Origin of the sequence: Amycolatopsis sp. NPDC004169 (assembly GCF_040610315.1) — a bacterium.
GTDB lineage: Bacteria > Actinomycetota > Actinomycetes > Mycobacteriales > Pseudonocardiaceae > Amycolatopsis.
Genome location: NZ_JBEXMD010000080.1, coordinates 1 through 23,220, shown reverse-complemented (window position 1 = coordinate 23,220; position 23,220 = coordinate 1). Strand labels below are relative to the sequence as shown.

The following is a 23,220-nucleotide window of genomic DNA, read 5'->3' as shown; positions in this document are numbered from 1 at the left end:
CTCCCCCGCCCCTCATCCCAGCTGTCCCTTCAGCCGGCGGGCGGGTTTGTCAAGGCACGCTTTCCCGCCTTGACAAACCCGTCCGGCGGCTGAAAATCCGAACGGAGGGGCGGGGGAGGTCGGACCCGCTTCCGTGCCGCGGCAGAGCTCTGCCACGGCAGAAGCGGCGCGCAAGTGTTCTGCCGTGGCTCTAAAGATCGTCCTCGCCGGACAGGCAGGCTCCGGGATGACCACAACTACCGCTCCCGGCCACCGGTTCTGGAGTCGGGTCGCGAGGTGGTCATCCCGTCGCCTGATTGAGGCCTATCACTTTGAGCCGGGCCCGCAAGCTTGCGTAGCCAGCCCACTTCGCGCTCTCGGTTGCGGGCCCGGCTCAAAGTGATTTGACGGCCTCAGGCGACGGGATGACCACCTCGCTTCTTTGGTTACAAGCGCTGGTTGCGTCGGCTTGCCGGGACCGTTGTCACCTTCGCCACTGCCGCGAGACCTGCGGCGGCTGGTGGCTGTCGCGCGCTAGGGTGGGGGTGCCACTGGTTCACCCGGGTGCGGCGATGCGCGTGGGTGAGGCAACAGGGAACCCGGTGCGAATCCGGGACTGCCCCGCAGCGGTGTGTGGGAACGAAAGCCGTCACCACGGAAGTGGTCAAGCACTGGGTGCGCCCGGGAAGCGACGGCCGGTAGACCTGAGCTCGGCGCCCACGAGTCCGAAGACCTGCCCGTGGTACGCGCGCCGACGGCGTGCGTGAGTCCGGGCCTCGCGGGATGGGCACGACCGAAACGCGGCTCCTTCGCGTGCTCGGACTCGGGTGGAACGAGCTCGCGAGGAGAGAGCTGTGACCGACATCGGCACGACGGTGCTGGGCTACCCCCGGATCGGCCCGGACCGGGAACTCAAGCGCGCCCTGGAACGCTTCTGGGCCCGCGAAATCGACCAGGCCACGCTGCTGCGCACCGGCCGTGACCTGCGGGAACGTACCTGGCGCACGCTGGCGGCGGCCGGGCTGGACTCCGTACCCTCCAACACGTTCTCGCACTACGACCACGTGCTGGACACCGCCGATCTGTTCGGCGCTCTGCCCGGCCGGTTCGGCGGGCTGCCGCCACTGGACGCCTACTTCGCCGCCGCGCGCGGCGGCCAGGACGCCCCGGCGCTGGAGCTGACCAAGTGGTTCGACACGAACTACCACTACCTCGTCCCGGAACTCGGCCCGGACACGACGTTCACCCTGGCCGGGACCAAGCCGCTCGACGAGTACCTCGAAGCGAAGGCGCTGGGCATCGAGACCCGGCCCGTGCTCCTCGGGCCGGTGACGTTCCTGCTGCTGGCCAAGTCCACGGCCCCGGGCTTCCGGCCGCTGGAGCTGCTCGACACGCTGCTGCCGCGGTACGCCGACCTGCTGCGCCGGCTGCGCGAGGCCGGCGCCGGCTGGGTGCAGCTCGACGAGCCCGCGTTCGCCGCCGACCGCACCGAAGCCGAGCTGAACGCGCTGATCCGCGCCTACCACTGGCTCGGCAAGGAGACCGCGCGGCCGAAGCTGCTGGTCACCGGCTCCTACGGTCACCTCGGGCGCGCGCTCGGCGTGCTGGCCCGTGCGCCGATCGAAGCGCTCGGCGTCGATCTGGTCAGTGACGAGTCCTTTGTGGACGCCGTGGCGGCGGAACCGGCCCTGCGGGACAAGGAGGTACTGGCCGGGGTCGTCGACGGCCGCAACGTCTGGCGCACCGACCCGAACCGCGCCCTCGGCCGGGCCGCCACCCTGCTCGGCGTGGCGAAGTCCGTCAGCGTGGCGACGTCGTGCTCGCTGCTGCACGTCCCGTACGACGTCGAGCGCGAACACGGGCTGCCGCCGCGGGTGCGGGGCTGGCTCGCCTTCGCCCGGCAGAAGGTCGACGAGGTGGTGCTGCTCGGCCGGGCGCTGCGCGGCGAGGACGCCGACCTTTCGCCGGCACGGCAAGCGGTCGCGGACCGGGCGGCGGCCGGTGTCCGCGAGCGTTCCGAAGCGCCGGAGGAGACGGCCCGCCCGCCGTACGCCGAGCGCGCGGCAACCCAGCGGGCCGTGCTCGGGCTGCCGCCCCTGCCGACCACCACGATCGGCTCGTTCCCGCAGACCACCGACGTCCGGAAGGCGCGCGCCGCGCACAAAGCGGGGAAGCTCGACGACGCCGCGTACGAGACGGCGATGCGCGCCGAGGTCGAACGCGTGGTGCGGCTGCAGGAGGACCTCGGGCTCGACGTGCTCGTGCACGGCGAACCCGAGCGCAACGACATGGTGCAGTACTTCGCCGAGCGGCTGACCGGGTTCGCCGCGACCGGGCACGGCTGGGTGCAGTCCTACGGCTCCCGCTGCGTCCGCCCGCCGATCCTCTTCGGCGATGTCTCCCGCCCGGCGCCGATGACGGTGCGCTGGGCCCGGTACGCGCAGAGCCTGACGGCCAAGCCGGTCAAGGGCATGCTGACCGGGCCGGTGACGATCCTCGCGTGGTCGTTCGTCCGCGACGACCGGCCACTGGCCGAGACCGCGCGCCAAGTCGCGCTCGCCGTCCGCGACGAGGTCCGCGACCTCGAAGCGGCGGGCATCCGGATCATCCAGGTCGACGAGCCCGCGCTGCGGGAGCTGCTGCCGCTGCGCCGGCCCGGCCACGAGGACTACCTGCGCTGGGCGGTGTCGGCGTTCCGGCTGGCGACGTCGGGGGCGGCCGCGGCCACCCAGATCCACACCCACCTGTGCTATTCGGAGTTCGGCGAGATCCTGCCGGCGATCGACGCGCTGGACGCCGACGTGACCAGCCTCGAAGCGGCCCGTTCGAAGATGGCGGTGCTCACCGAGCTGGCGGAGTTCGGCCGCGGCATCGGGCCGGGCGTGTACGACATCCATTCGCCGCGCGTCCCGGACGCGGCCGAGATCGGCACGCTGGTGCGCACCGCGATCGGCGCGGTGCCGGCCGGGCGGGTGTGGGTCAACCCGGACTGCGGGCTGAAGACCCGCGGCTACCGGGAGGTCGAGGCAGCGCTGCGGAACCTGGTCGCGGCCGTGCGCGAGGTCCGGGCGGAGCTCGCGTGAGGGGCAAGCCGACGTCGGCGTCCCGGCTGACGCTGTCGCAGATCATGGACGACCACGACACGAACCTGATGGGCACGGTGCACGGCGGGGTGCTGATGAAGCTGGTCGATTCGCTGGCCGGAGTGGTCTCGGCCCGGCACTCCGAGGGAGCGTCGGTGACGGCGTCGGTGGACGAGATGGTGTTCCGCGTACCGCTCCGCGTGGGCGACGTGCTGCACCTGCACGCCCAGGTCAACTGGGCGGGCTCGACATCGATGGAGATCGGCGTCCGCGCGACGGCGGACCGCTGGGACCGGTCGGTGCCGCCGGTCCACGTGGCGTCGGCCTACCTGGTGCTGGTGGCGGTGGACGAGCGGGGACGGCCGAGGCCGGTACCCCCGGTGCTGCCGGAGAGTGAGGAGGACCGCCGCCGGTACGCCGAGGCGGGTATCCGCCGGAACCACAGGCTCGCTCGCCGGGCGGCGATCACGGCGTCACGAACGGTCGCGTGAACCGGCTGGTGTGCGGGGGCTTCCGGTCCCCGCACACCAGCCGTGCAACGGAATCCTCAGGCGAGGGCCGCGTCCATGGTGATCGTCGTGCCCGCGAGCGCCTTCGACACCGGGCAGGTCTTCTCCGCCGTCTCCGCGTACTCCGCGAACTGCTCCGCCGTCACGCCCGGGATCGACGCGCGCAGCGTGATCGCGATGCCGCTGATCTCGAAGCCGCCGCCCTTGGCCGGGCCGAGGGTCACCTCCGCGCTCACGTCGATCGAGTCCGCCGTGAGCTTCTGGGACTCCAGCACGCCCGACAGGTTCATCGCCAGGCAGGACGAGTGCGCCGCCGCGATGAGTTCCTCGGGGCTCGTCTGGCCGTCCGGGTTGCCCGCGCGGGTGGGGAACGACACGCTGAACGTGCCCGCGTTGGACGAGTCCAGCGTGACCTCGCCCTTCCCGTTGTTCAGTCCGCCGACCCAGTGGGTGGTCGCGTCACGGCTGGGCATCAGGGCCTCCATGGGTGTAGGCGGTGGCCGACGCCGTCAGCCGCCGCAGGGTTGCCATCAGTTCGCGCCGGGAAGCGTCGTCGAGGCCCAGCGCGCAGCCGATCGCCGAGGGGACGCCGGCCGCGCGGGTGCGCGTGGCCCGGCCCTTCTCGGTCAGGCTGACCACCACCGTGCGTTCGTCCGCGGGCAGCCGTGCCCGCGTCACCAGCCCGTTGGCCTCCAGGCGCTTCAGCAGCGGGGAAAGCGTGCCGTAGTCCAGGTGCAGCGCCTCGCCGATCTCCTTGACCGGCCGGGCGTCGGACTCCCAGAGCACCAGCAGCACCAGGTACTGCGGGTAGGTGAGGTCCAGCTCGCCGAGCAGCGGACGGTACGCGTCCGTCACGGCCCGCGACGCTGCGTACAGCGCGAAGCAGGTTTGCTCGTCAAGGAGGAACTCGTCGGACACGTCCGTAAACCTAGTCCACGATTACATCGTGCGCAAGGTATCGGGGTCGAGAGTTGGAGGGATGGCGTGCGACCCTAGATCTACCTATGTAGAATAAGACTCATGCGGAAGACGCACTCGCTCGTGCAAGTGGCGGCCGCGCTGATGGAGCAACCATCGGCGCGGCAGTGGGGATACGACCTGTCGCAACGTGCCGGTGTTCGTTCCGGAGTCCTCTATCCCATGCTTGCGCGCATGCTCGACGAGGGATGGCTGACCGACGGCTGGGAGGACACCACGGCCGTACGCGGGAAGAAGCGTCCTCCGAGGAGGTACTACGAGCTGACTGAGAAAGGCTGCGCGGAACTCGGCGCCGTCCTCGAGTCGGCGCGGCGGGACGTCCGGTTCACCGGGATGATCGGACGGTTCGCTTGATGTCGGAACTCCTCGATCTCGCCCGGGTGTGGCCGGAGCTTCTCGTGGCGATCTTGTTGTTCGGCTTCGCTCCGGGATTCTGCCTACGGCTTATCGTGCTGCTCTATCCGCGCGGGCACGATCGCCGGCGCGAACTCATGGCCGAACTTCACGAAGTTCCATACGTCAAGAAGCCGATCTGGGTTGCGTCGCAACTGGAGACGGCGCTGTTCGAAGGCGTCGCGGCGCGGATCTCCGAACTTCGGCGACGGCTGCGTTCGAAGAAGAAGGGCAACCGTGTCGAGGAGGAACTCGAGCCGGCGAAGCCGATCAAGCGACCTCCGCTGTCGTTGCCTGCCGGGATCGCTTTCACGGAGGGCGCCGTTTTCCGCTCCCGGCACGAACTGAGGGCGTCAGGAATCCACCGGGCACTGCAGGCCGGCATCGTGGGTACGCCGCGGCGCGGAGCAGAGTCGATCGTCGTCGGCGAGTCTGCCGACCTGCTCACGGGCGACTTTATCGTCTACACGGGGCACGGGGGCCGTGATTCGCGTGGTGCCCAGGTCGCGGATCAGACGTTCGAAGCTCCGGGCAATGCCGCGTTATACACCAGTTGGCAGTCGAAACGTCCCGTGCGAGTCGTGCGTCACGGCGGACCGTCCTGTCCGCAGGTGCCGTCCGGATCGGTCGAGTACCACTATGACGGCTACTACAGCGTCATCGGCGCGTGGAGCGAGACTGTCTCGGCCGGGTGGCAGGTATGCCGGTTCGCGCTGGTCAGATGTGGCTCACCGGCCGAACTCCGGCACCGCGCGCAGACGACCGGGTGACCGATCCCCGCCGGAAGTGTCGGACCCGTCTGGCAGAGTCACGATCATGACCGAACGACCGAAGCGCCCCGAGGTGCCGCTCACCGGCGGCGAGCGCGAAATCCTCACCGGCCTGCTCGACTACCACCGCGCCACGGTCGCCTGGAAGGCCGGCGGCCTCACCGAAGCCCAGTCCCGCCAGGCGCACCTGCCCAGCGAGCTGATGACCGTCGCCGGGCTCGTCGCCCACCTCACGCTCAACGAGTGGTTCTGGTTCGGCGTGGTCGTCGCCGGCGAAGAGGACACCTGGGAGGAGAAGCTCGAGCAGGACCCGGACGCGGAGTTCCGGATCCCGCCCGGGACCTCGGTGGAGCAGCTCCTCGCGGACTACGAAAAACAGTGCGCCCGCAGCCGCGAGATCGTGGCGGGACACGGCCTCGACGACGAGGTGACGCACAAGGAGGAGACCTTCAACGTCCGCTGGGTCGTCGCGCACATGATCGAGGAGACCGCGCGGCACGTCGGCCACCTCGACGTGCTGCGCGAACTGACCGACGGCCTCACCGGGGAGTGACCTTCTTCGGCGGCAGCGGGAAGAAGCCGCTGGTCCGCTCGACGTAGTGGGCGTACGCCGGGCGCGTGCGGGCCATGCCCTTCTCCAGCAACGGTTTCCCCGTCCCGCGGGCCAGAGTGAACGTCATCGCCACGGGGGAGAGGATGGTCGCCGCGCCCGGCCACGTCGAGCAGGCCAGCAGGTAGAGGCCCCACCAGACGCACGCGTCGCCGAAGTAGTTCGGGTGCCGCGTGTAGCGCCACAGCCCGGTGTCGAGCACGCGGCCGCGGTTGGCCGGGTCGGCCTTGAACCGGCGCAGCTGGTCGTCGCCGATCGTCTCGAACGCGAAGCCGACCAGCCACACCGCGATCCCGAGCCAGCCGAGCACGCCGATGCCGGTGCCGTCCACGGCGAACTGCACCGGCAGCGAGACGAAGTACAGCACCACGGCCTGGAACAGGTACACGCGCACGAACATCTTCGCCGGCCCGTGGCCCATCCGCGCGTACCGCGGGTCCTCCGGCAGCTTGTGGTTGCGCAGGTGCAGGTGCACCGAAAGCCGCACGCCCCAGACGACCGTCAGCAGCACCACCACCAGCCGCAGCGAAAGCGGCCCGTCGCCGAACGGGAACGCGGCGACCGCGACGATCGCGAAGCCGAGCCCCCAGAACGTGTCGATCGTGTCGTAGCGCTTGCGCGCCCGCGCGATCCCGAAGGTCACGGCCACCGCCACGAGCGTGACGGCGGCCGTGACGAGCAGCTGCGGCATCGTCACCACTCCCGCGTCGCGGGCAGGCCGCTCCGGCCGTGCTGGTCGGGCCGCACGGCCAGGATCTGGTCCACGCCCATCCGGTTCTCCTCGAACGCCAGCGCCCCGCCCACGAGGTACAGCCGCCAGACCCGCGCGCCCGTTTCCCCGATGAGCGCGACGACGTCGGCCCAGTTATCCTCCAGGGTGGCCGCCCAGGCCCGGACCGTCCAGACGTAGTGCTCGCGCAGCGCGTGGACGTCCCGCACCTCCAGGCCCGCGGTCTCCAGGTGGTCGATCGTCCGGCCGACCGGGCGCATGGTCATGTCGGGCGCGATGTACCGCTCGATGAACGCGCCGCCGCCGGGTGCGACGTTCCCGCGGGACATCTGCTGCAGCAGCACGCGCCCGCCCGGCTTCACCATGCGGTGCAGCGTCGCCGCGTACGCCGGGTAGTTGACCTCGCCGACGTGCTCGCCCATCTCGATCGACGCGACCGCGTCGAACGGCCCGTCCGGCAGCTCCCGGTAGTCCTGGCGGCGCACCTCGACGCGGTCCTCGAGGTCGTGCTGGGCGAGCCGGCCGCGGATGTGCTGCAGCTGCTCGGCCGACAGCGTGATGCCGACGGCCTCGACACCGTGGTGCTTGGCCGCGTGCACGACCAGCGAGCCCCAGCCGCAGCCGATGTCCAGCAGCCGCATGCCCGGCCGCAGGCCCAGCTTGCGGCAGATCAGCTCCAGCTTGTCGTGCTGCGCCTGTTCGAGGCTCTGGGACTCGGAGGTGAAGTAGGCGCACGAGTACGCCATCGACTCGTCCATCAGCAGCTGGTAGAAGGCGTTGCTCAGGTCGTAGTGGTGGGCGATGGCGGAACGGTCGCGCAGCAAACTGTGCAGCTTCCCGGACAGCCGGGCCTCTTCGGCGGGCGGCTTCGGCGGCAGCCCGGCGACGCCGAGCCGGGCGGCCAGCCGGACGGCTTCGGCCCACTCGCGCGGGCCCAGCTTGGCCCGGTTGAGCTCCCCCGCGCGGGTGAGGGCCCAGATCCGGCGGAAGCCGTCCGCCAGGTCTCCTTCGACGTCGAGGTCACCGGTGACGTACGCGCGGGCGAGCCCCAGCTCACCGGGTGCGTACAGCAGGCGGCGCAGGGCCCGGCGGTTGCGGAGCACGACGGTGGGCGCGTCCTCCGGGCCGGCGCGGGTGCCGTCCCAGGTCCGCAGGCCCACGGGCAGGGGCCCGCCGAGGAGTTTCGCGGCGAACGAAGCGAGGTGGTGCGCGGTGGTGGTGTGCGGCATGCCCGGGATTCGCTCTGCCTGCCCGGGTGGATTGGTCCCTCTTGCGCGCGGCCGGGAGTACCCCGAGGGGTCGGCTCGCGTACCCGGGGAGCCGGACGGCGTACCCGGAGGGTCGGCTCACCGTCCGACCCTCCAGGTACGCGAACCGACCCTCGCGGTACGGGGCGGCGGGGTGGCTCTCGGCCGCCGCCGGTGGGTGGGCCGGAGCCGCCGGGCGGGATTGGTCGCCGCCCGCGGCAATCCGGCCGGGCCGCGGTCCCGAAGCACCGGTGTGGAGATCACGGGAGAACGCATCGGTGTCATCGGCAGCGGGGTGGCCGGCCTGACCGCGGCATACCTGCTGCAACGCAAGCACGAAGTTCTGCTGTTCGAGGCCGACGACCGGCTGGGCGGGCACGCGCACACGCACGACGTGCCGAGCACCCACGGCGGCACCGTCGGGGTGGACTCCGGCTTCATCGTCCACAACGAGCGCACCTACCCGACCCTGCTGAAGCTGTTCGGCGAGCTGGGGGTGGCCACCCGCGACACCGAGATGTCGATGAGCATCCGCTGCGACGGCTGCGGCCTGCAGTACGCCGGCGCCAAGGGCCTGGCCGGGCTCTTCGCCCAGCGCGGCAACGCCGTCCGCGGCCGGTACCTGCGGATGCTGGCCGAGGTGAAGCGGTTCCACCGGCACGCGCGGCGGCTGCTGGCGGCCGAGGACGCCGGCGACGTCACCCTCGGCGCGTTCCTCGCCATCGGTGGCTACACCCGCTACTTCGTCGACCACTTCATGCTGCCGCTGGTGTCCACCGTGTGGTCGGCCGACCGCGCCGACACCCTGCGGTACCCGGCGCGGTACCTGTTCGAGTTCCTCCGCAACCACGGCATGCTCACGGTGAAGGACTCGCCGTCCTGGCGGACCGTCGTGGGCGGCTCGCGCGAGTACGTCGAGCTCGCCGCGAAGCAGCTGACCGCCGTGCACCTGTCGACGCCGGTGCGGTCGGTGCTGCGGACCGCCGGCGGCGTCGAGATCCGCGACGACGCCGACACCCCGCACCGGGTCGACAAGGTCGTCGTCGCCACGCACGCCGACCAGGCGCTGGCCCTGCTGGCCGACCCGACCGACGCCGAGCGGGACGTGCTCGGCGCGTTCCGCTACTCCGAGAACGAGGCCTGGCTGCACACCGACACGAGCGTGCTGCCCTCGCTCGCCGACGCCAGGGCCGGGTGGAACTACCGCGCCCCGGTCTGCGGCGCGCCCACCGGCGCGGTCCAGGTCAGCTACGACATGAACCGCCTGATGCGGCTCGACGAGCCGACCGGCTACGTCGTCACGCTCAACCCCGGCGACGGCCCCGGCGAGGAGCACGTCGTCGCGCGGATGCGGTACGAGCACCCGGTCTACACGCCGCAGTCCGTCGCCGCGCAACGACGGCTGCCCGAGCTCAACGACGGCGTGTTCGCCTACGCGGGTGCCTACCACGGCTGGGGCTTCCACGAGGACGGCTGCGCCTCGGGCGCCCGCGCCGCGGAGAGCCTGGGGGCGACCTGGTGACGAACGCGCTCTACGACGCCACGGTCGCGCACGTGCGGCGGATCGACCCGCCGCACGCGTTCGCCCACCGCGTCTACCTGTGGCGCGTCGACCTGGACGACCTCCCGCGGCTGCCGTGGTGGCTGCGGCCCTTCGCGCGGTTCGACCAACGGGACCACTTCGTGGCGAGCGATCCCCGCGGCATCCGGGAAAAGCTGGACGCCTGGCTCGCCGAACGCGGCGTCGACCTGCGCGGCGGCCGGGTCGTGATGCTGGCCGCCGCCCGCGTGCTCGGGTACGTGTTCAACCCGATCAGCGTCTACTGGTGCCACGAGCCGGACGGACGGCTGGCGTGCGTCGTCGCCGAGGTGCACAACACCTACGGCGGCCGCCACGCCTACCTGCTGCACCCGGACGAGGCGGGCCGGGCCCGCGCGGCCAAGGAGTTCTACGTCTCGCCGTTCCAGGAGATGGACGGCGAGTACCGGATGCGCCTGCCGCGCCCGGAAGCGCTGCTCGACCTCACCGTGGCGCTCCGCCGCGAGAACACCACGCCGCTGGTCGCTACGCTGCGGGGAGTTCGCCGCCCGGTGAACCCGCGGTGGCTGGCCCGGCTGGTGCTGGCCCGGCCGCTGCTCCCGCAGCGGGTGTCCGCGCTGATCCGCCGCCACGGCGTCGCCCTGTGGCTGCGGAAGGCCGCGGTCGTGCCGCGCACCCCGCAGACCGCCGGAGGACAGCTGCATGGATGAGCAGGCCCGCCCGCGCCCCTTGGCGCCGGTGCCCGCCGAAGCGCCGGCGGGGCCGACGGCCGAAGAGCTCATGGTGCGCGTCGCGAAGGGCGACGAGCGCGCCTTCGAGCTGCTCTACGACCAGTTCGCCGGGCCGATCTACGGCCTGGTGCGGCGGATCGTGCGGGACGCGGCCCAGTCCGAGGAGGTCGCCCAGGAGGTGCTCGTCGAGCTGTGGCGCACCGCGACGCGGTACGCCCCCGACAAGGGCTCGGCGCTGAACTGGGCGATGACGCTGGCGCACCGCCGGGCCGTCGACCGCGTCCGCTCGGCGCGCGCGAGCACCGAACGCGAGCAGAAGGCGACCTTCGAAGCCGCCCGCGGCCGCCCGTTCGACGAGGTCGCCGAGTCCGTCACCGCGCGCCTCGAACGCTCGCAGGTGCGCCGGTGCCTGTCCTTCCTGACCGACCTGCAGCGCGAGTCCGTGCTGCTCGCCTACTACCAGGGCTATACGTATCGCGAGGTGGCCGAAGTGCTGTCGACGCCGCAGGGAACCATCAAGACGCGGCTCCGGGACGGGCTGATCCGCCTGCGGGACTGCCTGGGGGTGACCGCTTGAGCACGCCGGAGATGCACACACTGGCCGGCGCCTTCGCGCTCGACGCCGTCAACGACGTCGAACGCGCGGAGTTCGCCCGCCACCTCGAGCAGTGCGAGTCCTGCTCGCAGGAGGTCGCCGAGCTGCGGGCGACCGCGGCCCGGCTGGGCGCGGCGATGGCCGAGGAGCCGCCGCCGCACTTCAAGGACCGCGTCATGACCGCCATGCACGCCACCCGCCAGCTGCCGCCGCGCACCCGGCCCGGCGCGCCCGACCGGCACCGCCGCTCGGCGCGCGCCCCGCGCTGGGCGGTCGTCGTGGCCGCCGCGGCGGCCGTCGTCGGGCTCGCCGCGGGCGGGGTCTTCGGCGGGATCGCGCTGACCCAGCAGCAGGAGCTGCAGACCGCCCAGAGCCGGCTCGACCAGGCGAAACAGCAGTTCGCGCCGGTGGCGGCGCTGCTCGCGGCCCCGGACGCGAAGACCGCACACGGCGAAGCCCCGATCGGCGGCGGCGTCACGGTCGTGGTGTCGCGGTCGCTGAACCGGGTGATGGTGATGGACGCGGGCCTGCCGTCGCAGCCGGGCGGGAAGGTCTACGAAGCCTGGCTGATCACCGGCCGGGACGCGCCGCGTTCGGCCGGCGTGATCGCGGCCGCGGACCAGGGCGGCCTAGTCGTCGCCGACGGCGTCGGGAGTGCCGACAAGGTGGCGGTGAGCGTCGAACCGCCCGGTGGATCGGCCACCGGAGCGCCTTCGGAGGTCCTCATGAGCATGCCCGCGCCCGCCTGATCGGCAGGCCATAGCAGATCGGCCGAAGGCGGTGCTCGCGGCCCGTCGCTCTTGCGCGCTCGAAGGTGTTGTGGCAAAACACCTTTGCGACACACGGCGTGCCTACTGGATTAGAGCCTGCCTGGTGCCTACCGTCCTGCCTAACGTCGGCGGTTGACATAACTCTCGATCTGGGGTTGAGGTCGAGGGTTCGATCTTCGGCCGGCGGGCTGTACGGGCACAACGATCAGGAAGGCGGACTTCGATGACGCCCCCGCACAACTACCTTGCGGTGATCAAGGTGGTCGGCATCGGCGGTGGCGGCGTGAACGCCGTGAACCGCATGATCGAGGTCGGCCTCAAGGGTGTCGAGTTCATCGCGGTGAACACCGACGCGCAAGCACTGCTCATGTCCGACGCCGACGTCAAGCTGGACATCGGCCGCGAGCTGACCCGTGGCCTCGGCGCGGGCGCCGCCCCCGAGGTCGGCCAGAAGGCCGCCGAAGACCACCGCGAAGAGATCGAAGAGGTCATCAAGGGCGCCGACATGGTGTTCGTGACCGCGGGCGAGGGCGGCGGCACCGGCACCGGCGGTGCCCCGGTCGTCGCGCAGATCGCCCGCAAGCTGGGCGCGCTGACCATCGGCGTGGTCACCCGGCCGTTCACCTTCGAGGGCAAGCGGCGCGGCAAGCAGGCCGAAGAGGGCATCCAGGCGCTGCGCAACGAGTGCGACACGCTCATCGTGATCCCGAACGACCGGCTGCTGCAGCTCGGCGACATCGGCGTGTCGCTGATGGACGCGTTCCGCTCGGCGGACGAGGTGCTGCTCTCGGGTGTGCAGGGCATCACCGACCTGATCACCACCCCTGGCCTGATCAACCTCGACTTCGCCGACGTCAAGAGCGTCATGTCCGGCGCGGGCTCCGCGCTGATGGGCATCGGCTCGGCGCGCGGCGAGGGCCGGGCCATCCAGGCCGCGGAGAAGGCGATCAACTCGCCGCTGCTGGAAGCGTCGATGGACGGCGCCCACGGCGCGCTGCTGTCCATCGCGGGCGGCTCCGACCTGGGCCTGTTCGAGATCAACGAGGCCGCGTCGCTGGTCCAGGAGTCCGCGCACCCGGACGCCAACATCATCTTCGGCACGATCATCGACGACTCCCTCGGCGACGAGGTCCGTGTCACGGTGATCGCCGCCGGGTTCGACGCCGGCGCGCCGACGCACAAGAAGCTCGACCCGTCGACCTTCGGCTCCGGCTCCCGCGCGTCCACCACCGCGTCGGCGTCGGCCGGGCAGGTCTCGAACCCGCCGACGCCGCCGTCGGGCGCCACCCCGGTGCCGTCCGCGGGCAGCTCCGGCTACCCGGTGGCGCCGCCGCGGTCGCACTCGCCGCTGCCGCCGGCCGGCTCCCAGCCGTCCGGCGGGCTCCCGCAGCCCGGCGGCGGTTCGCGCGGCTACTCGCCGCTCGGCTCCAACGCCACGCAGGGCAGCCTGCCCGGGCGCGCGATGCCGGTGCACGACGACCCGTCGGACGACGAGGTCGACGTCCCGCCGTTCATGCGGCGCTAGCCACACCCTCTGAAGGCCATCACCCGCGAACTAGAGTCGTGGGTGGTGGCCTTCATTGACGTCAGGAGGATTCGTGCGGGTTCGGCGAGTGGTCACGACCAGGGCGGGCGGCGCGTCACGGCCGCCCTACGACAGCTTCAACCTGGGCGACCACGTCGGCGACGACGAGGGCAACGTCTACGCCAACCGCAAGCGGCTCGCGGCCGAGCTGGGCCTGGCCGAGGACAAGCTCGCCTGGATGGAGCAGGTCCACGGCCGGACCGCGACGATCGTCGACGGCACCGAGACATCCGCCGCCGAAGCGACCGACGCGCTGGTGACGGCGACGCCCGGGGTCGCGCTCGTGGTGCTGGTCGCCGACTGCGTCCCGATCCTCCTGGCCGACGCGGAGGCGGGAGTGGTCGCGGCGGTGCACGCGGGCCGCGTCGGCACGCGGGTCGGCGTCGTCCCGGCCGCGGTCGAGGCCATGCAGTCGGCCGGCGCGGAGGTGGGGCGCATCGAGGCCTTGCTCGGCCCGGCCATCTGCGGCGACTGCTACGAGGTCCCCGCCGCAATGGCCGCCGACGTCGAGAAGCACGTCCCCGGCAGCGCCTGCAAGACCCGGAAGGGGACGCCGGGGCTCGACCTGCGCGCCGGGCTCTGGCGGCAGCTCGCCGACCTGGGCGTCGGCAAGATCGGCGTCGACCCGCGCTGCACGAACGAGGACAAGACGCTGTTCAGCTACCGCCGCGACGGGACCACCGGCCGGATCGCGGGCATCACCTGGATCGAGGCATGACCGCCGACGTGCTTTTTCCCGCGGAGGCGGCATGAACACAGTGCGGAAGGCCGAGCTGGCCGAGAACCTGCGCCAGGTCGAGGCGCGGATCGCCGCTGCCTGCCGGGCCGCCGGGCGCGCCCGCGACGAGGTCAAGCTGATCGCGATCACGAAGACCCGCCCCGCCTCCGACGTCGCCCTGCTCGCCGAGCTGGGCGTCACCGACGTCGGCGAGAACCGCGACCAGGAGGCAGGCCCGAAGGCCGCCGAGGTCCCGGGCCTGCGGTGGCACATGGTCGGCAGGCTGCAGCGGAACAAGGCGCGCTCGGTGGTCGGGTGGGCCCACGAGGTGCAGTCCGTCGATTCCGCCCGGCTCGCCGACGCCCTCGCCAAGGCCGTGCGTGCAGCTCGCGACGCCCAGATACGTGACGAACCCCTCGACGTGCTGATCCAGGCCAGCCTCGACGACGACCCGGACCGCGGCGGCTGTCCGCTCGGCGAGCTGGCCGCGCTGGCCGACCGCATCGCGCGGACGGACGACCTGCGGCTTCGCGGCCTGATGGCCGTCGCGCCGCTGGGTGCGGACCCGGCCGAGGCCTTCGAACGCCTCGCTCGGGCGGGGGAGGGCTTGCGCAAAGATCACCCGAATGCCGCAGAAGTCTCCGCCGGGATGAGCCATGATCTCGAGCAGGCGATCACGCACGGCTCGACCTGTGTGCGTGTCGGAACCGCGTTGCTCGGTGGGCGCGGTTTAGCCTCGCCGTAGGGAGCCCGCGCGGTCGTCACGTTTCGTGTCCGCCCGTACGGGGCACTGACGGCGTGGAGATCGAAAGTCAGTGCGGGAGCGGCTAGGGCTAGGGAGAGGCATGAGCGCGCTGCAGAAGCTGAAGGCCTACTTCGGGATGGTGCCCGCAGACGAGGACGGCTACGACGACGGCGACGGCTACCGGCGCGGTTACGACGACGACTACGACTCCTACGAGGAGCCGGCTCCGCGGTCGTCGCGGTCACGGTACCGGGACGTCGACGACACGTACGACGAGCCCGTCAGCCGCAGCCGGTCACGCTCCGTGGTCAGCTCCGAGCCGGCCGTTCACGGTGCGCTGGCCGTCGACCGTCAGCCGGAGCCGGTGGCGCGCCTGCGCCCGGTGGTCGAGCCGGTCGTGCGCCAGCCGGTGCGCGACCCGCTGAGCCGCATCACCACGCTGCACCCGACCAGTTACGCGGAGGCGCGGGCGATCGGGGAGCACTACCGCGAGGGCATCCCGGTGATCATGAACCTCACCGAGATGGAGAACGCGGACGCCAAGCGGCTCGTCGACTTCGCCGCCGGGCTGGCGTTCGCGCTCCGTGGATCGATGGACAAGGTCACCAACAAGGTGTTCCTTCTCTCACCGCCCGATGTGGACGTCACCGCGGAAGACCGTCGGCGGATTGCCGAGGGCGGATTGTTTTTGCGGGGCTGAAGTCGGGAAGACCGCTGAGCGCAAGCAGACGTGACTTTGCCGACCCGACCCGGGGTCGGCCCCCTCAACTGCGTCTTCGGAGAGGACGCCCGGTTAGAGTAGGTACGTGGAAGCTGTGTGGCTGGTCGTCTGGTACGTGCTGTTCGCCTTCTGGCTGCTGCTGACGGCGCGGATCGTGGTCGAACTCGTCCGGACCTTCGCGCGTGAGTGGCATCCGGCCGGAGGGGTTGCGGTCACGCTCGAGACCATCTACACAGTGACGGACCCGCCGGTCCGGTTGTTCAGGAGGATCATTCCGATGGTCCGGATCGGCGGCGTCGGACTGGACTTGTCGATTATGGTGCTGCTGTTGGTTGTGTTCTTCGCGATGCAACTGGCGACTCCTTCAAGTTGATCGGGGAGACTTGGAGTGGACCCTGCAGGCCATGGAGTGCGTGAGGTGATCTGATGTCGTTGACCCCCGCTGACGTGCATAACGTCGCGTTCAGCAAGCCGCCCATCGGCAAGAGGGGCTACAACGAGGACGAGGTGGACGCGTTCCTCGACCTGGTGGAGACCGAGCTGGCCCGGTTGATCGAGGACAACAACGAGCTGCGCCAGCAGATGGAACAGCTGGACGCGGAACTCGAGTCGACCCGCAGCGAGCTGGAGAACGCCAAGGCGAACGTCGGCGCGCCCCCGATGCGTGAAGAGCCGTCGCGGCGCCTGGCGCCGGTGCCGCCGCCGCAGTCCGCCATGGAGCAGACCCAGGCGCACTCGATGGTCGGCGACAGCACCGAGCCGAACGTGCAGGCCGCCAAGGTCCTGGGCCTGGCCCAGGAGATGGCCGACCGGCTGACCGCCGAGGCGAAGACCGAGTCCGACGGGATGTTGGCCGAGGCCCGCACCAAGTCCGAGCAGCTGCTCTCGGACGCCCGGGCGAAGTCCGACTCGATGGTGAACGAGGCGCGTACCCGCGTCGACACGATGCTGAACGACGCGCGGACCCGGGCCGAGACGCTCGAGCGTCAGGCGCGGGACAAGGCGACCACGCTGGAGCGCGAGTCGCAGCGGAAGTACACCGAGACGATGAACAGCCTGAACTCCGAGAAGAGCGGGCTGGGCAAGAAGATCGAAGAGCTGCGCACGATCGAGCGGGAGTACCGCACGAGGCTGCGCGGGTTCCTCGAGTCCCAGCTGCGCGAACTCGACGACCGCGGATCCGCGGCGCCCGCGTCGGCGTCGTCGAACTCCGGGCAGTCGTCCGGTTCGTCGAGCGGCGGCCAGGGCTACTCCTTCGGCCCGCGCGCCGAAGCCGGCTGAGTTCCTTCCCGGGCCGTGGCATCCCCCGATTCCGGGGTGTGCCACGGTTCGGAGTCGATCCGGTACCACCCGTGGGCGGGTCGTGGCCCGCTTCCGGGGCGTTCGTGTTGTAATGCAGCGTGCTTTACATCGTCCTGGTCCTGGTACTGGCGGCTCTGGGGTTGCTCGTCACCGCGCTGATCACGGCTTCGTCGCTGTGGGCGTGGGTTTCGATCGGCCTGTCCGTGCTGGCGGGGCTGATCCTGGTCGCCGACTGGCTGCGCCGCCGTCGCCGTGCTGCCGCGCGCCCGGCCGCCCCGGAACCGGCCCCGTCGGAACCGGCCGCTCCCGCCGCGCCCGAGCCCGCCGAGCCGGTTGCCGAGGAACAGACCACCTTGATCCCGGCCGCCGGCGACCTGGGTGACCCGGCCGACACGCCCGAGCCGCCGCCGGTCGCCGAGCCGGACGTTTCCGCCGAGACCGAAACGACCCCCGATGCCGAGCCGGGCGTCGAAGAAACCCCCGAGGCCGACGTCGCCATCCTGGCCGACCTCGAGGACGAGGTCGTGGTGGTCGACGAGCACCCCCGCTACCACCTCCGCACCTGCCCCTGGCTCGGCCCCCGCGACACGATCCCGATCGGCGTCGGCGAGGCCCGCCAGCTCGGCTTCACCCCCTGCGACCGCTGCCGCCCCGACGCCGCCCTGGTCGCCACCCACCGCTGACCGCGTCGACCCCCAATCACGCGTGATGCCTCCTCAATCACGCGTGATGCCTCTCCAGACACACGTGATGCCCGCCGGATCTCGCGTGACTCCCGCCGGAACCGGCGTGAGCGAAACCGGAACTCGTGTGATCCGGGCCGGAACTTGCGAGTCACGGCCTCAATCACGCGAGTCACGGGCCGGATCACACGAATCACGTGCGGGGTCACGCGAGTTCCGGGGTCCTCGCCAGGCTGTGTGCCCCTCGTGACAACCCGGTTGCGCGGGCCGGTTAACCTGGTAGGCAACAAGGCGTCGATCCGGCCATCACCGGGGAGCCTCCGGAAGAACCGAGCGTCACCGCTCTCAGTAGAACCGGACGGGTGCGGCCCGTGACAGCCGTCGAATGAGCGGCCCGGGAGCACCTGCCGGGCAAGCGGGGTGGTACCGCGGAACGCCGCAGCGTGTTTCGTCCCCGTGTGGGTGACCGGGAGCCCGGTCGTCCGTACGCGAGAGACGAACCGAGGAGCACCCGGATGTACCCCCAGGCCCAGCTCGGCGACGGCGCAGGAGTCCCGTCGCAGCCGTCGTTCCCCGACCTGGAGAAGCAGGTCCTCGCCTACTGGGAAAGCGACCGCACCTTCCAGGCGACGATCGACGCGCGCCCCGCGGGCGAAAAAGGCGAGAACGAGTACGTCTTCTACGACGGCCCGCCCTTCGCCAACGGCCTGCCGCACTACGGCCACCTCCTCACCGGGTACGTCAAGGACCTGGTGCCGCGCTACCAGACGATGAAGGGCCGCAAGGTCGAGCGCCGCTTCGGCTGGGACACCCACGGCCTGCCCGCCGAGCTCGAAGCCATGCGCCAGCTCGGCATCACGGAGACGTCCGAGATCGAAGAGATGGGCATCGCGAAGTTCAACGCGGCTTCGCAGGAGTCCGTCCTCCGCTACACCGACGAGTGGCGCGAGTACGTCACCCGCCAGGCGCGCTGGGTCGACTTCGACAACGACTACAAGACCCTCGACGTCACCTACATGGAGTCGGTGCTGTGGGCGTTCAAACGCCTGTGGGACAAGGGACTCGTGTACGAGGGCTACCGCGTCCTGCCGTACTGCTGGCGCGACGCGACGCCGCTGTCCAACCACGAGCTGGGCATGGACTCCGACGTCTACCGCAACCGCCAGGACCCGGCCGTCACGGTCGGGTTCCGGTTGGAGGGCAACGACAATGACCTCGACGGCACCTACCTGCTGATCTGGACGACGACGCCGTGGACGCTCCCGTCCAACCTCGCCACGGCCGTGCACCCGGACGTCCAGTACGTCGTCGTCGAGCACGACGGCAAGCGGTTCTTGCTCGCCGAAGCGCGCGTTGCCGCGTACGCGCGCGAGCTCGGCGAAGAGCCGACGGTCGTCGCGCACTACACCGGCACGCAGCTGCTCGGAACCCGTTACGCCCCACCGTTCCCGTACTTCACCGGCACCGAGAACGCCCACCAGGTGCTGGCCGCCGATTACGTCACCACCGACGACGGCACCGGGATCGTCCACATCGCACCCGCCTACGGTGCCGACGACAAGCTCGTCACCGACGCCGCCGGCATCCCGCCGGTGACGCCGGTCGACGCGCACGGCAAGTTCGACGCGACCGTGCCGGACTACGAGGGCCAGCAGGTCTTCGACGCCAACCCGAACATCGTGCGGGACCTCAAGAACGGCACGGGATCCGCGGCGCAGCAGGGCGCCGTGCTGCTGCGGCACGAGACCTACGACCACAGCTACCCGCACTGCTGGCGCTGCCGGAACCCGCTGATCTACCGCGCGGTCTCGTCGTGGTTCGTCGCGGTCACGCAGTTCAAGGACCGGATGGTCGAGCTGAACCAGCAGATCACCTGGTACCCGGAGAACGTCAAGGACGGCCAGTTCGGAAAGTGGCTGGAGAACGCCATCGACTGGTCGATCTCCCGCAACCGGTACTTCGGCACGCCGATCCCGGTGTGGCAGTCCGACAACCCCGAGTACCCGCGCACCGACGTCTACGGCTCGCTCGACGAGCTGGAGGCGGACTTCGGCGTGCGGCTGGACAACCTGCACCGGCCCTACATCGACGAACTGACCCGGCCGAACCCGGACGACCCGACCGGCCAGTCCACCATGCGCCGCGTCCCGGACGTCCTCGACGTCTGGTTCGACTCCGGTTCGATGCCGTACGCCCAGGTGCACTACCCGTTCGAGAACGCCGAGTGGTTCGAGCACCACTACCCGAGCGACTTCATCGTCGAGTACATCGGGCAGACCCGCGGCTGGTTCTACCTGCTGCACGTGCTCGCGACGGCGTTGTTCGACCGGCCGGCGTTCCGCACCTGCGTCTCGCACGGCATCGTGCTGGGCTCCGACGGCGCGAAGATGTCGAAGTCGCTGCGCAACTACCCGGACGTCAACGAGGTCTTCGAGCGCGACGGCTCCGACGCCATGCGCTGGTACCTGATGGCGAGCCCGATCCTGCGCGGCGGCAACCTCGTCGTCACCGACAAGGGCATCCGCGACGCCGTCCGCCAGGCCGTGCTGCCGCTGTGGAACTCCTACTACTTCCTCGCGCTGTACGCGAACGCCGAAGGCGTGGAAGGCCAGTGGCGCACGGACTCGCCGAACGTGCTCGACCGGTACGTCCTGGCGAAGACGCACGAGCTGGTCACCGACGTCGAGTACGCGATGGACCACTACGACGTCGCGGGCGCGTGCCAGACCGTCCGCGACTTCCTCGAGGTCCTGACGAACTGGTACGTGCGGCGCTCCCGCGACCGCTTCTGGGCCGGCGACAAGGACGCGATCGACACGCTGCACACGGTGCTGGAGGTGACGTCGCGGGTCGCGGCGCCGCTGCTGCCGCTGACCACCGAGGTGGTCTGGCGCGGCCTCACCGGCGGCCGTTCGGTGCACCTGAGCGACTGGCCGAACGCCAACGACCTGCCCGCGGACGCCGCGCTGGTCCACGCGATGGACCGGGTGCGGCAGGTGGCGTCGTCGGCGCTGTCGCTGCGCAAGGCCAACAAGCTGCGCGTGCGGCTGCCGCTACCGAAGCTGGTCGTCGCGACTGAGTCTTCTTCGGACGCCTCGTCGCTGGAGCCGTTCGCCGACATCCTGCGGGACGAGGTGAACGTCAAGGCGGTCGAGCTGACCACCGACGTCGCCGCGCACGGCGGGTTCGAGGTCGCGGTCAACGCCCGCGCCGCCGGCCCGCGCCTGGGCAAGGACGTCCAGACGGTGATCAAGGCCGTCAAGGCGGGGGACTGGTCGTTCCAGGGCGGCGCGGTGGTCGCGGCCGGGATCGCGCTGCAGGAGGGCGAGTTCGAGCGCCGGCTGGTCGCCAAGGGCGGCGGGGCGGCGGCGGAACTGCCCGGCGGGTCCGGCCTGGTCCTGATCGACACCGACGTGACGCCGGAGCTGGCGGCCGAGGGCCTGGTCCGCGACCTGGTCCGGGTCGTGCAGCAGGCGCGTCGCGACGCCGGGCTCGACGTCGCCGACCGGATCGCGCTGACCGTCGACGCGCCCGCCGACGTCGTCGAAGCGGCCCGGACGCATGAGGAGTTCCTCGCGTCCGAGACGCTGGCGACGTCGGTGACCCACGGCCCGGTGGCCGAGGGCTTCGCCGGCACGGTCGGGGACGGAACGAAAGTCACGGTGTCGGTGACGAAGGCGTGAATTGTCGTGGGTGGCCGGTAGGGTGCAGACTCGACCGGCCACCCACGGGTGGCTCCTTGGGGGAGGGGAACTGCCATGAGTCCTGGCCAGAGACGCGGCATCCTGATCGGGGGTGCCCTGCTCGTCGTCGTGGTCGTGGTGGCCGCGTTCTTCCTGCTGAACAGCGGGAGCTCGGCACCTGAGGCCGCCACCGGCGCGACCGCCGTGGAGAGCCCCGGCGCGCTCGACCCGCAGTCGGCGATCACCGAGTACCTGCAGGACGTTTCCGAGAACAACCCGGCCGCCGCGGCCCGGCTCACCGACGACAACGCGGCCGCCGCGGTCACCTTGCGTGCCACGCGGAACACGCTCAACCCGACGTCGGTGGCCGCCAAGCTCACCGTGCTGCAGCCGGCCCCGGCCGGCGCCAAGCGGACCGGCGGCACCTTCGGCATGTCGTGGACGCTCAAACCGGGCCAGGTCTGGACCTACGACGTGTCGTTCGAGCTCGTGCAGAGCAGCGGGAAGTGGCTGGTCCACTGGGCGCCGTCGCTGGTGCACCCGAAGCTGGAGGCGGGGCAGCGGCTGGTGATCAGCACCGCCGCGCCGGACACCGTCGCGGTCGCCGACCGGGACGGCAAACCGGTGGTGTTGGGCGGGGCAGGCGGCCCGCGGATGGTCGATGGCAACCCGGCGCCGCTGCTGCGCTCGGCACTGATGGGGCAGGTCACCGTCGCGGCCGGCAACGGCTTCGCCGTCGAACGCGTCGACACCGGCGGCAAGAGCGTGGAGCGGCTGTTCGGGAAGGTGGCGTCCGACGGGGCGAAGCCGCTGGTGACGAGCCTGAGCCTGGCCGCGCAGAACGCCGCCCAGGCCGCGGTGGACGGCTACCAGGGCTCGGCCATGCTGGTCGCCCTCGACACCGGCTCTGGCGACATCCTCGCCGTCGCGCAGAACGCCGCGGCCGGGAACTCGCCGAAGGCGCTCAGCGGCCTGTACGAGCCCGGGTCGGCGTTCAAGATCGCGACTTCCGTGGCGGCGGTCCAGCAGAGCGGCCTGAACGCGACCTCGCCGGTCGACTGCCCCGGCGTCGCGACGATCGGCACCCGGACGGTGAAGAACGAGAACTTCGAGCTGGGGGCGACCACCCTGCAGAACGCGTTCGCGCGGTCCTGCAACACGACGTTCGGCAGGCTCGCCCTCGACCTGCCCGCGGACGGGCTGAAGAAGGCGGCCGACGAACTGGGCCTCAACGCCGACTACGAGATCCCCGGGATCAAGAGCGAGCTGGGGAAGGTCGAGCCCGCGGCGAGCAAGGACGAGCAGGTCGAGGACGGCTTCGGCCAGGGCCGGATCCAGGCCAGCGCCCTCGGCGGCACACTGATGGCCGCCACGGTCGCCTCCGGCAAGGCGATCACGCCGCGGCTGTGGCACGACCTGCCGACCACGGTGGTCAAGGGCTACTCGCCACCGCCGTCGTCGGTGCTGGGCGAGGTGCGGAAGCTGATGCGCGCGGTGGTGACCAGCGGCACGGGCCGCGCGGCGGCCTCAGCGGGCACCGTCTTCGGCAAGACCGGCACCGCCCAGTTCGGCGACGGTTCGAACGCGACGGGCTGGTTCGTCGGCTACCGCGAAAGCGTCGCCTTCGCGGTGGTCCTGGAGAACTCGAACGACTCGGGCCCGGCCGTCCAGCTCGCCGCCAAGTTCCTCAAGGCCCTCTGACCCGGCGTACCCGGACGGTCGGCCCGCGTACTCAGGCAGTCGGCCCGCGTACCTGGAGGGTCGGACGGCAACCCGTGCAGTGAGGTACTCTTCCCGGCTCCGTTGGGCCCGATCAGCCCGACGACACGGCCGGCGGCGACAGTGAAG

Annotated in this window: 23 protein-coding genes and 1 riboswitch; of the genes, 18 read left to right on the top strand and 5 right to left on the bottom strand. The window is 71.1% G+C overall.

Going from position 1 to position 23,220, the window contains the following annotated elements; genetic code table 11:
• Nucleotides 1-524: 524 nt before the first annotated feature.
• A riboswitch (cobalamin riboswitch) is annotated at nt 525-735 on the top strand.
• 98 nt (nt 736-833) lie between these two features.
• Both metE and ABZX11_RS47230 read left to right on the top strand, forming a co-directional pair.
• Nucleotides 834-3,062, top strand: a complete 2,229-nt coding sequence (gene metE, locus ABZX11_RS47235; protein ID WP_354925535.1) for a 5-methyltetrahydropteroyltriglutamate--homocysteine S-methyltransferase — start codon at nt 834-836, stop codon at nt 3,060-3,062.
• Nucleotides 3,059-3,553 (top strand): hotdog domain-containing protein, encoded by a 495-nt coding sequence (locus tag ABZX11_RS47230; protein WP_354925532.1) that lies wholly within the window; start codon nt 3,059-3,061, stop codon nt 3,551-3,553. The genes metE and ABZX11_RS47230 overlap by 4 nt, the downstream gene beginning before the upstream one ends.
• A gap of 56 nt (nt 3,554-3,609) precedes the next feature.
• Here the strand turns inward: ABZX11_RS47230 and ABZX11_RS47225 are convergent, their stop codons facing one another.
• Both ABZX11_RS47225 and ABZX11_RS47220 read right to left on the bottom strand, forming a co-directional pair.
• Nucleotides 3,610-4,044, bottom strand: a complete 435-nt coding sequence (locus ABZX11_RS47225) for an OsmC family peroxiredoxin (protein ID WP_176176388.1) — start codon at nt 4,042-4,044, stop codon at nt 3,610-3,612.
• Complete coding sequence (locus ABZX11_RS47220; RefSeq protein ID WP_176176389.1) at nt 4,031-4,489, bottom strand: MarR family transcriptional regulator; 459 nt, start codon at nt 4,487-4,489, stop codon at nt 4,031-4,033. Before ABZX11_RS47220 ends, ABZX11_RS47225 begins: the two co-directional genes overlap by 14 nt.
• Before the next feature lie 102 nt (nt 4,490-4,591).
• On the opposite strand from ABZX11_RS47220, the gene ABZX11_RS47215 reads away from it, so the two are divergent.
• The 3 genes from ABZX11_RS47215 to ABZX11_RS47205 are packed head-to-tail and all read left to right on the top strand — an operon-like array spanning nt 4,592 to nt 6,265.
• Complete coding sequence (locus ABZX11_RS47215) at nt 4,592-4,903, top strand: helix-turn-helix transcriptional regulator (RefSeq protein WP_354925528.1); 312 nt, start codon at nt 4,592-4,594, stop codon at nt 4,901-4,903.
• On the top strand, nt 4,903-5,712 hold the full coding sequence (locus ABZX11_RS47210) for a YDG/SRA domain-containing protein (protein ID WP_354925526.1): 810 nt from the start codon (nt 4,903-4,905) through the stop codon (nt 5,710-5,712). Before ABZX11_RS47215 ends, ABZX11_RS47210 begins: the two co-directional genes overlap by 1 nt.
• Nucleotides 5,713-5,758: 46 nt before the next feature.
• Nucleotides 5,759-6,265, top strand: coding sequence for a DinB family protein (locus ABZX11_RS47205; protein WP_354925523.1), 507 nt, complete (start codon nt 5,759-5,761; stop codon nt 6,263-6,265).
• Here the strand turns inward: ABZX11_RS47205 and ABZX11_RS47200 are convergent.
• Complete coding sequence (locus ABZX11_RS47200; protein WP_176176391.1) at nt 6,252-7,013, bottom strand: DUF1295 domain-containing protein; 762 nt, start codon at nt 7,011-7,013, stop codon at nt 6,252-6,254. The two genes, ABZX11_RS47205 and ABZX11_RS47200, sit on opposite strands and share 14 nt — an antisense overlap.
• 2 nt (nt 7,014-7,015) lie before the next feature.
• A complete protein-coding gene (locus ABZX11_RS47195; RefSeq protein ID WP_354925520.1) occupies nt 7,016-8,281 on the bottom strand; it encodes a cyclopropane-fatty-acyl-phospholipid synthase family protein in 1,266 nt (421 codons plus the stop codon).
• Between the two features lie 271 nt (nt 8,282-8,552).
• On the opposite strand from ABZX11_RS47195, the gene ABZX11_RS47190 reads away from it, so the two are divergent.
• The 13 genes from ABZX11_RS47190 (at nt 8,553) to ABZX11_RS47130 (ending at nt 23,073) form a co-directional block, all read left to right on the top strand.
• Nucleotides 8,553-9,821 (top strand): FAD-dependent oxidoreductase, encoded by a 1,269-nt coding sequence (locus tag ABZX11_RS47190; protein ID WP_176176393.1) that lies wholly within the window; start codon nt 8,553-8,555, stop codon nt 9,819-9,821.
• Nucleotides 9,815-10,549 carry a DUF1365 domain-containing protein gene (locus ABZX11_RS47185; protein ID WP_176178303.1) on the top strand — a complete coding sequence of 245 codons (735 nt, stop codon included), beginning with the start codon at nt 9,815-9,817 and terminating at the stop codon, nt 10,547-10,549. The genes ABZX11_RS47190 and ABZX11_RS47185 overlap by 7 nt, the downstream gene beginning before the upstream one ends.
• Nucleotides 10,542-11,147, top strand: a complete 606-nt coding sequence (gene sigK / locus ABZX11_RS47180; RefSeq protein WP_354925516.1) for an ECF RNA polymerase sigma factor SigK — start codon at nt 10,542-10,544, stop codon at nt 11,145-11,147. Before ABZX11_RS47185 ends, sigK begins: the two co-directional genes overlap by 8 nt.
• An 11-nt stretch (nt 11,148-11,158) precedes the next feature.
• Complete coding sequence (locus ABZX11_RS47175; protein WP_176178302.1) at nt 11,159-11,914, top strand: anti-sigma factor; 756 nt, start codon at nt 11,159-11,161, stop codon at nt 11,912-11,914.
• A gap of 244 nt (nt 11,915-12,158) precedes the next feature.
• Entirely contained in the window at nt 12,159-13,460 is a 1,302-nt protein-coding gene (gene ftsZ, locus ABZX11_RS47170) for a cell division protein FtsZ (protein WP_176176395.1), read from the top strand.
• A gap of 73 nt (nt 13,461-13,533) precedes the next feature.
• Nucleotides 13,534-14,238: a peptidoglycan editing factor PgeF gene (gene pgeF, locus ABZX11_RS47165; protein ID WP_176176396.1), complete on the top strand. Its 705-nt coding sequence runs from the start codon at nt 13,534-13,536 to the stop codon at nt 14,236-14,238.
• A 31-nt stretch (nt 14,239-14,269) separates the two neighbouring features.
• The gene (locus ABZX11_RS47160; RefSeq protein WP_354925512.1) at nt 14,270-14,983 is read left to right on the top strand and encodes a YggS family pyridoxal phosphate-dependent enzyme; all 714 of its coding nucleotides are present in this window, start codon (nt 14,270-14,272) and stop codon (nt 14,981-14,983) included.
• Nucleotides 14,984-15,083: 100 nt separating this feature from the next.
• Nucleotides 15,084-15,683: a cell division protein SepF gene (gene sepF / locus ABZX11_RS47155; RefSeq protein WP_176176398.1), complete on the top strand. Its 600-nt coding sequence runs from the start codon at nt 15,084-15,086 to the stop codon at nt 15,681-15,683.
• 115 nt (nt 15,684-15,798) lie between these two features.
• Nucleotides 15,799-16,077: a YggT family protein gene (locus ABZX11_RS47150; protein WP_176178304.1), complete on the top strand. Its 279-nt coding sequence runs from the start codon at nt 15,799-15,801 to the stop codon at nt 16,075-16,077.
• A 53-nt stretch (nt 16,078-16,130) separates the two neighbouring features.
• Nucleotides 16,131-16,985 carry a DivIVA domain-containing protein gene (locus ABZX11_RS47145; protein WP_091308822.1) on the top strand — a complete coding sequence of 285 codons (855 nt, stop codon included), beginning with the start codon at nt 16,131-16,133 and terminating at the stop codon, nt 16,983-16,985.
• Nucleotides 16,986-17,104: 119 nt separating this feature from the next.
• On the top strand, nt 17,105-17,689 hold the full coding sequence (locus tag ABZX11_RS47140; protein ID WP_354925510.1) for a hypothetical protein: 585 nt from the start codon (nt 17,105-17,107) through the stop codon (nt 17,687-17,689).
• A gap of 515 nt (nt 17,690-18,204) precedes the next feature.
• Nucleotides 18,205-21,372 carry an isoleucine--tRNA ligase gene (gene ileS / locus ABZX11_RS47135; protein ID WP_176176400.1) on the top strand — a complete coding sequence of 1,056 codons (3,168 nt, stop codon included), beginning with the start codon at nt 18,205-18,207 and terminating at the stop codon, nt 21,370-21,372.
• A 75-nt stretch (nt 21,373-21,447) separates the two neighbouring features.
• Nucleotides 21,448-23,073 carry a penicillin-binding transpeptidase domain-containing protein gene (locus tag ABZX11_RS47130; RefSeq protein ID WP_354925506.1) on the top strand — a complete coding sequence of 542 codons (1,626 nt, stop codon included), beginning with the start codon at nt 21,448-21,450 and terminating at the stop codon, nt 23,071-23,073.
• On the opposite strand, the gene ABZX11_RS47125 is transcribed toward ABZX11_RS47130, so the two are convergent.
• On the bottom strand, nt 22,977-23,220 hold a 244-nt coding region (locus ABZX11_RS47125; RefSeq protein ID WP_354925503.1), incomplete at its 5' end, for an ATP-binding cassette domain-containing protein. The genes ABZX11_RS47130 and ABZX11_RS47125 overlap by 97 nt on opposite strands.

Excerpts from the sequence above, each read along its gene's own strand:
- ABZX11_RS47205 (WP_354925523.1), top strand. The coding sequence starts at position 5,759 with ATGACCGAACGACCGAAGCGCCCCGAGGTGCCGCTCACCGGCGGCGAG.
- ABZX11_RS47200 (WP_176176391.1), bottom strand. The coding sequence starts at position 7,013 with ATGCCGCAGCTGCTCGTCACGGCCGCCGTCACGCTCGTGGCGGTGGCC.
- ABZX11_RS47225 (WP_176176388.1), bottom strand. The coding sequence starts at position 4,044 with ATGCCCAGCCGTGACGCGACCACCCACTGGGTCGGCGGACTGAACAAC.
- ABZX11_RS47175 (WP_176178302.1), top strand. The coding sequence starts at position 11,159 with ATGCACACACTGGCCGGCGCCTTCGCGCTCGACGCCGTCAACGACGTC.
- ftsZ (WP_176176395.1), top strand. The coding sequence starts at position 12,159 with ATGACGCCCCCGCACAACTACCTTGCGGTGATCAAGGTGGTCGGCATC.
- ABZX11_RS47215 (WP_354925528.1), top strand. The coding sequence starts at position 4,592 with ATGCGGAAGACGCACTCGCTCGTGCAAGTGGCGGCCGCGCTGATGGAG.
- sigK (WP_354925516.1), top strand. The coding sequence starts at position 10,542 with ATGGATGAGCAGGCCCGCCCGCGCCCCTTGGCGCCGGTGCCCGCCGAA.
- ABZX11_RS47145 (WP_091308822.1), top strand. The coding sequence starts at position 16,131 with ATGTCGTTGACCCCCGCTGACGTGCATAACGTCGCGTTCAGCAAGCCG.
- ileS (WP_176176400.1), top strand. The coding sequence starts at position 18,205 with ATGTACCCCCAGGCCCAGCTCGGCGACGGCGCAGGAGTCCCGTCGCAG.
- sepF (WP_176176398.1), top strand. The coding sequence starts at position 15,084 with ATGAGCGCGCTGCAGAAGCTGAAGGCCTACTTCGGGATGGTGCCCGCA.
- ABZX11_RS47130 (WP_354925506.1), top strand. The coding sequence starts at position 21,448 with ATGAGTCCTGGCCAGAGACGCGGCATCCTGATCGGGGGTGCCCTGCTC.
- ABZX11_RS47195 (WP_354925520.1), bottom strand. The coding sequence starts at position 8,281 with ATGCCGCACACCACCACCGCGCACCACCTCGCTTCGTTCGCCGCGAAA.
- ABZX11_RS47160 (WP_354925512.1), top strand. The coding sequence starts at position 14,270 with ATGAACACAGTGCGGAAGGCCGAGCTGGCCGAGAACCTGCGCCAGGTC.
- ABZX11_RS47210 (WP_354925526.1), top strand. The coding sequence starts at position 4,903 with ATGTCGGAACTCCTCGATCTCGCCCGGGTGTGGCCGGAGCTTCTCGTG.